Origin of the sequence: Microvirga aerilata (genome assembly GCF_016743775.1) — a bacterium.
GTDB lineage: Bacteria > Pseudomonadota > Alphaproteobacteria > Rhizobiales > Beijerinckiaceae > Microvirga > Microvirga aerilata.
Genome location: NZ_JAEQMY010000144.1, coordinates 1 through 8,734, shown reverse-complemented (window position 1 = coordinate 8,734; position 8,734 = coordinate 1). Strand labels below are relative to the sequence as shown.

General features: G+C 60.6%; 8 protein-coding genes and 1 pseudogene. 3 read left to right on the top strand and 6 right to left on the bottom strand.

The window, feature by feature from the left end:
• Positions 1–693: 693 nt before the first annotated feature.
• Complete coding sequence (locus JKG68_RS29710) at positions 694–1,104, top strand: hypothetical protein (protein WP_202065748.1); 411 nt, start codon at positions 694–696, stop codon at positions 1,102–1,104.
• A gap of 109 nt (positions 1,105–1,213) precedes the next feature.
• On the opposite strand, the gene JKG68_RS29705 is transcribed toward JKG68_RS29710, so the two are convergent.
• The 6 genes from JKG68_RS29705 to JKG68_RS29685 form a co-directional block, all read right to left on the bottom strand.
• Positions 1,214–1,936: a calcium-binding protein gene (locus tag JKG68_RS29705; RefSeq protein ID WP_202065746.1), complete on the bottom strand. Its 723-nt coding sequence runs from the start codon at positions 1,934–1,936 to the stop codon at positions 1,214–1,216.
• A 536-nt stretch (positions 1,937–2,472) separates the two neighbouring features.
• On the bottom strand, positions 2,473–3,660 hold the full coding sequence (locus JKG68_RS29700) for an adenylate/guanylate cyclase domain-containing protein (protein ID WP_202065744.1): 1,188 nt from the start codon (positions 3,658–3,660) through the stop codon (positions 2,473–2,475).
• An 84-nt stretch (positions 3,661–3,744) separates the two neighbouring features.
• Positions 3,745–4,311 (bottom strand): YqhA family protein, encoded by a 567-nt coding sequence (locus JKG68_RS29695; RefSeq protein ID WP_281399263.1) that lies wholly within the window; start codon positions 4,309–4,311, stop codon positions 3,745–3,747.
• A 112-nt stretch (positions 4,312–4,423) separates the two neighbouring features.
• Positions 4,424–5,104, bottom strand: coding sequence for a serine hydrolase (locus JKG68_RS34390; protein ID WP_281399262.1), 681 nt, complete (start codon positions 5,102–5,104; stop codon positions 4,424–4,426).
• Entirely contained in the window at positions 5,101–5,559 is a 459-nt protein-coding gene (locus tag JKG68_RS34385) for a serine hydrolase (RefSeq protein WP_281399261.1), read from the bottom strand. Before JKG68_RS34385 ends, JKG68_RS34390 begins: the two co-directional genes overlap by 4 nt.
• Positions 5,560–5,795: 236 nt before the next feature.
• Positions 5,796–6,365: a DUF938 domain-containing protein gene (locus JKG68_RS29685; protein WP_312891037.1), complete on the bottom strand. Its 570-nt coding sequence runs from the start codon at positions 6,363–6,365 to the stop codon at positions 5,796–5,798.
• A gap of 392 nt (positions 6,366–6,757) precedes the next feature.
• Between JKG68_RS29685 and JKG68_RS29680 the strand changes: the two genes are divergently transcribed.
• Positions 6,758–7,828, top strand: a complete 1,071-nt coding sequence (locus JKG68_RS29680; protein WP_202065740.1) for a class I SAM-dependent methyltransferase — start codon at positions 6,758–6,760, stop codon at positions 7,826–7,828.
• A 233-nt stretch (positions 7,829–8,061) separates the two neighbouring features.
• Positions 8,062–8,427, top strand: a pseudogene (locus JKG68_RS29675) (IMPACT family protein); the annotation flags it as partial.
• Between the last annotated feature and the right edge of the window lie 307 nt (positions 8,428–8,734).

The window sequence follows — 8,734 nt, the reverse complement described above, 5'->3', positions numbered from 1 at the left end:
ATGGCTGGGTCCTGTTTGCCTCGCTGCGTCGGCCGAAGGGGGAGGGCGAACTGGCCTTCGGCAATGTTCATGTGTGAACGAGCAATCCGATGGGACTGTCTACCTGTACGAGGTTCCGGAAGCTGGCCAATGTGGCGCTAATCTCCTCGCGAGAGTGGATGGCTTGCAAGGGGCAGGCCGAGTCTGAGCAGGGGAAGAGGTCTACCCAGCCTTGGACATGACCGGGCGATCTGACCTCACTCATGATCAGCAGCGCGGGAGATCTGTCCCCGATCAGGCCATCCTTTTGGAAGCTATCAGCGAGGCGAGTGGTCTGCTCCGGGTTGCTGAGACCCAAAGAATGCGTTCGCTCATCGCGATTTCGATCCTCCGTCAATCGCTGTGTTGTGCTAGAATGTTTGCCCTAGAGCGTCGGACCTTTAAGCGGAGGCACCACCGGCGGCTTCGGGATTGCTGAGGTGCAGAACTCATCGGATCCGACTTCTCGTCCAATGCTCTAGCCGGACACGGAGGAGAGCGATGAACAAGTCTCTCGTGGCGTTGGGGATTCTTGCGGCAAGCGCCTTTCTCATCCCAGATATTGCAGTTGCCCAACGCAGTGGGCCCGGGTTCCGAGGCGGTGCACCAAGCTTCCGAAGCGGCGGAGGAGCGATGGTTCCCCGTCCTCCTATAAGCGGCTTGCCCCGGATCGGAATGGCGGGGCCAAGCGGCTTCGGCGGTACCGCGCTTGCTGGCCGGCCGAGCTTCCGTGGAGGCTCCTTTGAGGGTCGCCGCGGCGGCTTCCGGCCTGCCATCGCCGGTCCTGGCTTCGGCGGCTATGGCCGTGTTGTCAGTGTCGGTCGGCCCTACGATCGTGGCTACTATGGACGCGGCTGGCGCTACCCGTACTATGGCGGCTCCTACGGCAGGGGCCATCCCTATTATGGAGGCGCATTGCTCGCTGGCCTGACGCTTGGAGCGCTGAGCTATCCCTACTACGGCTACAACTACCCGTACCTGTACGCGGGCGCGGCCTATGACAGCGAGTGCTACTGGGCCCGACGCCGGGTCATCGACCCGTGGGGCCGGGTTGTCCGTCGCCTCGTTCAGGTTTGCGAGTACTAAATCTCGGCAGCGACCGCTGGGCGGGATGGGTGCGGGCGGTGAAGTTGGTGAAGGCGCAGCAAGAGGGGCCTGATTGACGCCTCTTGCTGCCAGTTGACAGGTCTGCCGGTCAGACGATGAACAGATAGTTCATATCGGCTGCACTGCCTGCACCACGCAGTACCACACCCGTTTCGAAGCGGTTGTCGTTATTCAGATCGGAGAGCAGATAGCCGCGGTCTGTCGTTGGGTTGTACAAGAAGACATGAGCAACGCTCGCGCTCGTGAACGTGCTCTCGGCCTGAGCGGCTGCCGCTGCAACTGAGGTCGCGGTTGTGCTGGCTTCCCGATAGTTGGTCGACGTCCCCCTGATGCTCATGTCGAGCCAGTCAACTGACGCATTCCAGTCGGCGATGGTATCCGCGCTTGCCGTCCTGATCCCCGATGAGCCACGGTCAAAGACGAACACGTCCACGCCTGTGCCCCCCACAAGCCAGTCCCGTCCGCTTCCGCCGTTGAGCCAATCATCGCTGGAGCCGCCGTTCAGGTAGTCCAGGCCGGAGCCGCCAAAGAGGTCGTCGTAGCCGGATCCGCCGTACAGATCATCGTTGCCAGCTTGGCCGAGCAGCACATCGTAGCCACTGCCGCCGATGAGACGGTCCTGCCCGGAACCCCCGTAAAGATCGTCGTCACCCGTGCCGCCATTGATGTAGTCGTCACCGCTGCCGCCGAAAACGAGATCGTAGCCCCAGCCGGCATAGATATCGTCGTCACCGCCGTAGCCGTAGATCAAGTCACGGCCGTTGGTGCCGTCGATGAGGTCGGGCCAGTCATCTCCATAGAGAATTGCCATGATCCTCTCCACATAGCAGCCCCCGTTGTCGCCCTACCCGTTTTGCACCAAGATCATGGAACCATCTGGGTCTCCACCATTGCCCGTGAAACGAGATCCTGCATGGCGCAAAACTCGTATTCAGGCTCAGGTGTCAGTACGAGCCAGCATTATAGTTGATACCGGTTGCGATGTACGGGTTTCCTGATGGTCATTCACTCATTTTTTGGCAGTTTGGTTGCAGTACCTCGCGTTCGATGAGATGCCAAAGAGCCCCCGGTGAGGGTCAGGATTTGGCACCAAGCTGACCCTAGCCGGATTTCGGCGGTCGAAGGGTAAGCTGACCTTCATAAAGCCACGCCAAACGGCTCAGTTTGACCCGGTACGGGCCTTCGTAGACTGTCTTGCATCAAACACGGGTCCGAAGTGTGTGAGACCTTGCACGCTCCGGAATGGCTGTGTGGGATATCCATGGGTTGAAAAGAGAACCAATCCCAGCGCCTCCGGTATCTGCGCCTGAAGGAGGGCGGCACCACGCCCGGTGCCGTTCAGGACCGTCACAAAGGGTTTAACGTGTGCTCGCCAAGTCCGCGCAACTGGAAGACAGTCTGCACGTCTGGAACACCCCTCAACGCAAAGGTACCAAATGCGCTTGCAGCCTCGGCGGGAAGAAGGGCAGCCACCTCCCGGGAGCAGACTGCCACCTTGCTTGTGCTCTTCGCGACCATTTCCAAGCGGCTGACCAGGTTGACCGTCGGACCAACCACCGTAAAGTCCAGACGGTCTGGGCTACCGATGTTGCCGTAGGTCACGGAGCCAACATGCAGGCATCCGATAAAGTGCAGGTCGCCGACCGGATCAGTTCTCGTCAAAGCAGCCTCAAGGGCACGGAGAGCCCCGCCGACGGCCTCCGGTCGCCCGCCCTCTCCAACGGGAAAGATCGAGAGAACCCCATCGCCAACAAACTTCAGCACATCACCGCCCTCCGATTGGACTGCCCCGACAACAAGCTCAAGATACCGGCCAAGATGGTCCAGCAGTTGATCAGGCGGCAACTGCTCGGAGAGAGCTGTGTATCCTCGCAGGTCCGTTAGCAGCACGGCTGCTTCGATCTCGATCCAGTCGCCCCGCCGGATAGCACCTGCCATGACGCGCGTGGCTGGACCATCGCCAAGGTACGTTCGAAGAAGGCTCTCGGCCGAGCGGCGCATTGCGGCAGGCTCCAGCGCTGCGGCAAGAAAGGGGCTCAACTCCTCAATGAATGCTACCTCCCGCGGGCTGAAGCCCTGCATCCTGTCGGTCGTGAAGGAGGCTCCCTGGACCGAGCCGTCTCCGTACGCAATGGGTATGGCCAAGTAGTCTGCACTGCCTGCGGCCGCCAACTCGACAAGTACCGGGTGGTCATGTGCGGCATCGAGGTCTCGGAGCGAGCGGCGAAATTGGGTGCGTGTCTTGACGACACGCTCGAAGGGGCTGCCCGTGTATGAGCCTGTCGCCAATATAGTGCGGGGGACAGTGTACTCCTCGGCTCCCGACCCGCGCACCCAAATCACGCCCCACGCTCCAATGAGAGGATTGGCAAGGCGCTGGCCGACGCGCACCCGATAAAGCGGCACGCCAGCGGCCACCAGCCTTTCGCAGCATCCTGCAACGATCTCGACGGGAGTGAGCCCAATGCGAGCTGGCCCGGCCAGCCACCGAGCCAGGTCGAGGACGCCAAGGGAGTGTTGAGGCTCTTGGAGCATATGTTCCCCCACCTTACAGGCTGCTGAGCCTGTTACGGCAGAGCAATCCAGCAACAAATCGGCGGTTCCGCAGCGGAGAGCCTGCTACCGGCTGAGGCGCTTCTCTGGGCTGTGGGCAGTATCTCTGCTGGAGGGCGGAAGAGCCTGCAAGGACCCACCTTCTGGGTGCTGATGCTCATGCGATTGAGGAACAGCCATGAGCCGCAACGTGGCTCCAATCAGCACGACCGAGACAGGCTTCACTAGGCTCTCCCAAGCCAGGACGCTGTCCCCCGTGGCGAGATCGGTCGCGAAGTCGACCACCAGGTAAACGATAATCACCTCAATCAGCGCGTGCTTGAGCTCGCTGACGTTCTCAATCTGCATCCATCCCGGCACCCTCTCACGTGCACGGCTATTCAGCCGGAACACGAAGCCAAAGGTGATCGCGTAGGCGAAGATGATCAGCACCACGCCGAACAGGGAGGCGTCCGTTGCGCCCATGACCGCAGCCGTAATTGTTTTTGCCTGTCCAAAACCGCCCAGCCATAGAGCCTCGGCGGCATGTTGGAGTTTGGCGCCGGCAAGGCCGAACATCAGAATCGCCCCAAGCAGGGCCCAAAGACAGGCCAGCAGCATGAGGAAACGGAGCGGGAGAAGATATCGTACCATGGTGATCAACCCTTCCTGCTATCGCCGGGATGAGCCGGTAGGGACACGTTGATGACTCATGCCGCCAATCAGGTCTCGGTGGCGGCGTGCTGCCTGCTCGCCAGGGCTTGCATTAGCGTGGTGTAAGTTCGCTGATGAGGTCATTGACCTCCTTGGCCATGGTCATGGCGGCCGGCAAATTGAACCGGTTGATCGCGACAAACACGCCGATGTCTCGGGTCGGCGAGAATGCCGTGTAGGTGAAGACGCCCTGCAAGCCGCCGGCCTTCTGAAGGATCAAGGGCCTGCTGCCCTCAGGCTGCATGATGATCCAGCCAAGCCCCACCGCGTCCATGTGACCGGACTCGTCCAGGCCTGAGACGGGATGCAATCCATCGCGCGCGACGTAGGCCGTATGGTCGAGAAGGCGGACCTCGGCACTGGTCGCATCGGTTCGATCCAGATGCCAGATCAGCCAGCGCAGGATGTCGTTGGTTGAGGAGTAGAGGCCGCCTGAGCCACCAGCCATCGGACTTGTGGGAACCACCGGCATGGGGCTGCCATCAAAATCGTGGCCCTGCATCAGGTTGGATCGCTGGGCCTCGGTGGGCGAGAAGGAACTTGCCGTCAGCCCCGCAGGGCGTAGAACGCGCTCGCGCAGCAGATCCTCGTAGGGGCGCTTGGCCGCGGAGGACAGGGCTGTCGCGAGCAGATCGAAGGCAAAGTTCGAGTATAGCGCGCCTGTTCCCGGGGTGAACAGAAGCCGGTCCCGTTGCAGATTGGCCACGAACTCGTCTTTCGTGAGGGTCCTCATCGGATCTTCCGGTGGGCTCGGGGGCGCTCGATCTCCCGCGGCAAGCCGCTGGTATGCGTGACGGGGTCGATGAGACGGATGGTCCGACCATCCTGAGCCGAAACGGATACGTTCCAGCCGAAATGCTTGTCGAGCGGGTCTGTCAATTGCACTGTCCCGTCAGCCGCCAAGCTTGCCAGAGCCGTACCGGTGAAGACCTTCGTGATCGATCCCACGCGCATCAGGGTGTCGCCATCAGGAGGCCGATCCACATCGTCGCTGACCCGCCCAAAGCCGGCAACGGCCGTCTCGCCATTGCGCACGGCTCCGATAATGAGACCGGGCACGCCAAGGCTGTAGTAGAGGATCGCCCCCGTGAAGTTGACGGTCTCCTCAAGGAGCCGGTCTTGTGCTCTGGCAGAGGGGGGCAGACTGATGGCAAATGCGGCAGCGGCGATGGAGATCCACATCCTCATGGCAGGCGTCCTCTCAACCCAAGTGCAGCCACGTTAGCAGATGCCATCCGCTTAAGCTTGAGAAGAGGGGACTGGCCTATCCCGAATTGCCAGAATAGGCCACCGCATAAGGTCTCCATGTGGCACTCTTCGGAAGAAGCTCTTCGGTCTGCTCATGAGGTGGTGAGCAGACCTTCATTTCATTTGCTGTTCGTGACTCTTTGACCCGCACCAGCACCGCGCAAAATCAAGACAGATCAGCGCCGAAAGACAAGGGTCAGGTTGTTGGCGGGCATCACAACCCGCTCAACAAGATCCAGCCCGTAGGTTCGTGCGAGGTCGGCTACCTCTCCAATATCGCGAACGCCCCACTCCGGGTTTCGTAGCTTGAGGTTGTGGTCAAAGGCCTCATTGCCTGGAGCCGTATGCGCGCCATTCTCCTTGAAAGGCCCATAGAGGTAGAGGATCCCTCCCGGCGAGATCACCTGTCCTGCTCCTGCCATCAGCCCTTGCACTACGGGCCAAGGAGAAACTTGGAGCATGTTGATGGCCACAACGGCATCCACCTGCTTCACAGGCCATTCCGGAGCGGCAGCGTCGAGCATCAGGGGCGCAAGAAGATTGGACAAGCCCGAGGCGGCACGATGAGCAGCGATGCTGCTGAGAGCCTGCTCCTCATAGTCAGTGGGCTGCCATTGTAGGTGTGGGAGTGCAGCGGCGAAGTAGACGGCGTGTTCCCCTGTTCCGCTGGCAATCTCCAAAACCGTCTCACTCTGGGGAAGAAGCCGTCGCAGGACGGTCAGGATTGGATCACGGTTCCGCGTCACAGAAGGTGATATCAGGGTTCCGCCTGTGACAGACCAGTCGTAAAGGCATGGCGGCTCGGGTTTGGTCCAGCTTGGCTTTGGCTTTCCGGATATCCAGCTTGCTGTGACATAACGCGATCCTCCTTATGACATGGACTAGTCTTTGAAAGTCTGCGCGGCCATCCATGGAACCGCCCATTTAACGGCATTAAGCAGCAAAAACCACCGCACCTCTCACCCTGGCTGAGGGATCCCTGCCCCCCGGATGAGCGGCCGAAGCTGCACGCAGCGGGTGTTGCCGTGACAGAACCGCGCCTTTCGCCTATACTCCGCGCTCTTAGAGCGTTCACTGGTGCGTCATACGCAGCTTGCGTTTCCCTTGGCAGCTAACGGGCTATTGGGGAGGGAATGACATGGCACGGCTTGATGAGGCTAAACTTCAGTCGTTCGTTGGCAAAATGCTCGGCGACCTCGGCGGGGCGTACAGCATACCAACCGTCAGGGTCGGCCTGAGACTAGGTCTGTTTAAGGCGCTGCATCGAACCGGCCCGATTTCGGCTTCAGGCTTGGCGGCTGCCGCAGGCGGACTGACGGAGCGATACGTTAGGGAGTGGGCTTTGGCGCAAGCCGCCAATGGGTATATCGACTACGACAGCACCTCTCAGATGTTCAGTCTCTCGCCAGAGCAGGCGATGGTGTTCGTCAACGAGGACAGTCCCGTCTACCTCGAAGGCGCCTTCGATCTCGCGGCCGCGATGATCGAGGGAGAACCGAAGGTCGAACACGCCTTTCGGACCGGGGGAGGCGTTCGCTGGGGCGACTCGGCAGGATGCCTGTTCTGCGCGACTGGAGCGTTCTTCCGCCCCGGCTACGTGAACAATATCGTGCAGACCTGGCTGCCGGCACTCCAAGGCATCGAGGAGAAGCTCGCGTCCGGTGCCAGGGTCGCTGACGTCGGGTGCGGCGTCGGTTTCTCGACGATCCTGATGGCGAAGGCGTACCCGAATGCCACCTTCGTCGGCTATGACTTCCATGAGCCATCGATCGGAGAGGCTGAGAGCCATGCCCGGACCCATGGGGTGGATGACCGGGTCAAGTTCGTCGCGGCAACAGCCAAGGAAATCAAGGATACGGGCTTCGACCTCGTGACCAGTTTCGACTGTCTTCATGACATGGGCGATCCTCGAGGTTGCGCCGATCACATGCGCCGCATCCTCAAGAAGGACGGCTCATGGATGATTGTGGAACCCATTGCGGGTGACCGGCCCGAAGAGAACATGAACCCCGTTGGCCGCCTCTATTACAATGCGTCGACCATGATCTGCGTGCCAACCTCACTCGATCAGGAAGTGGGCGAAGGATTGGGGGCTCAGGCGGGCGAGGCAAAGCTCTCGGAGGTCATCCGGTCAGGTGGCTTCACGCAGGTCAGAAGGGTAGTCACGGGACCCTTCAACATGGTTCTGGAGGCGCGCCTGTCATCATAGGGTATAGCGGAAGATCTCCGCGACATTAGAGAACTTGGTGGTCTTTGCTACCTAAGGCCGGGGAACTCACCGGCCGAACCCGCTCAGGAGAATAGGGCATCGTGTGATGCGATCCGTCTGGCTGACCCGAATGCAGCCGAGATCGAAGAGCCCCATCAGGTCTGGATTGAGCCCGACGTATCGATGCGAGATTCAGCTTACCTGGCCAGCACGATGGGTGTAATGCGGGCCCCATGTTTACGCTGGACCAAACCACATCGCTTGAGCAGGTGATCAAGAAGAGCCGGTTCATCGCCGTGGCGGGCCCGCTCGCCAACGAGCAGGCGGCTAGAGGGTTTGTCACCGCCCATTCCGATCTGAACGCTAACCACAATTGCTGGGCTTGGCGGGCTGGTCAGACCTACCGCTTCAGTGATGATGGCGAACCCAGCGGCACGGCTGGCAAGCCGATCCTCCAAGCCATCGATCGGCTCGAACTCGACCATGTGGCCGTGGTTGTGACGCGTTGGTTTGGCGGAGTGCTGCTTGGCAGCGGCGGTCTGGCTCGGGCATATGGCGGGACCGCAGCGGCCTGTCTGCGCGCTGCTCCTCGCGTCGATTAAATTATCAGCGCAGTGCGTAGCGACAGCATGCCGGGCTCTATGAAGAGGTGTGGCGCGGATCAAAAGCTATCCGGCGGGAACAGGATCGTTCGGACGCAAACAACGATGGATGACTGTGATCGACCCGTTATAGATCCTAGCCTGCCGATCGACTGCCCCACGACCTCTCATGTTGCCTGTTAAGCCTGCCGAGCGGCTTGAGAGGAACAGGCTCCTTGTTGTGTGGGGATCACGACTGGATCTTCGATTAAGATCGGCCGAGTCCCATTCGATGGTTCAAGCCGCGAACGCGTTGAGCCAGTGG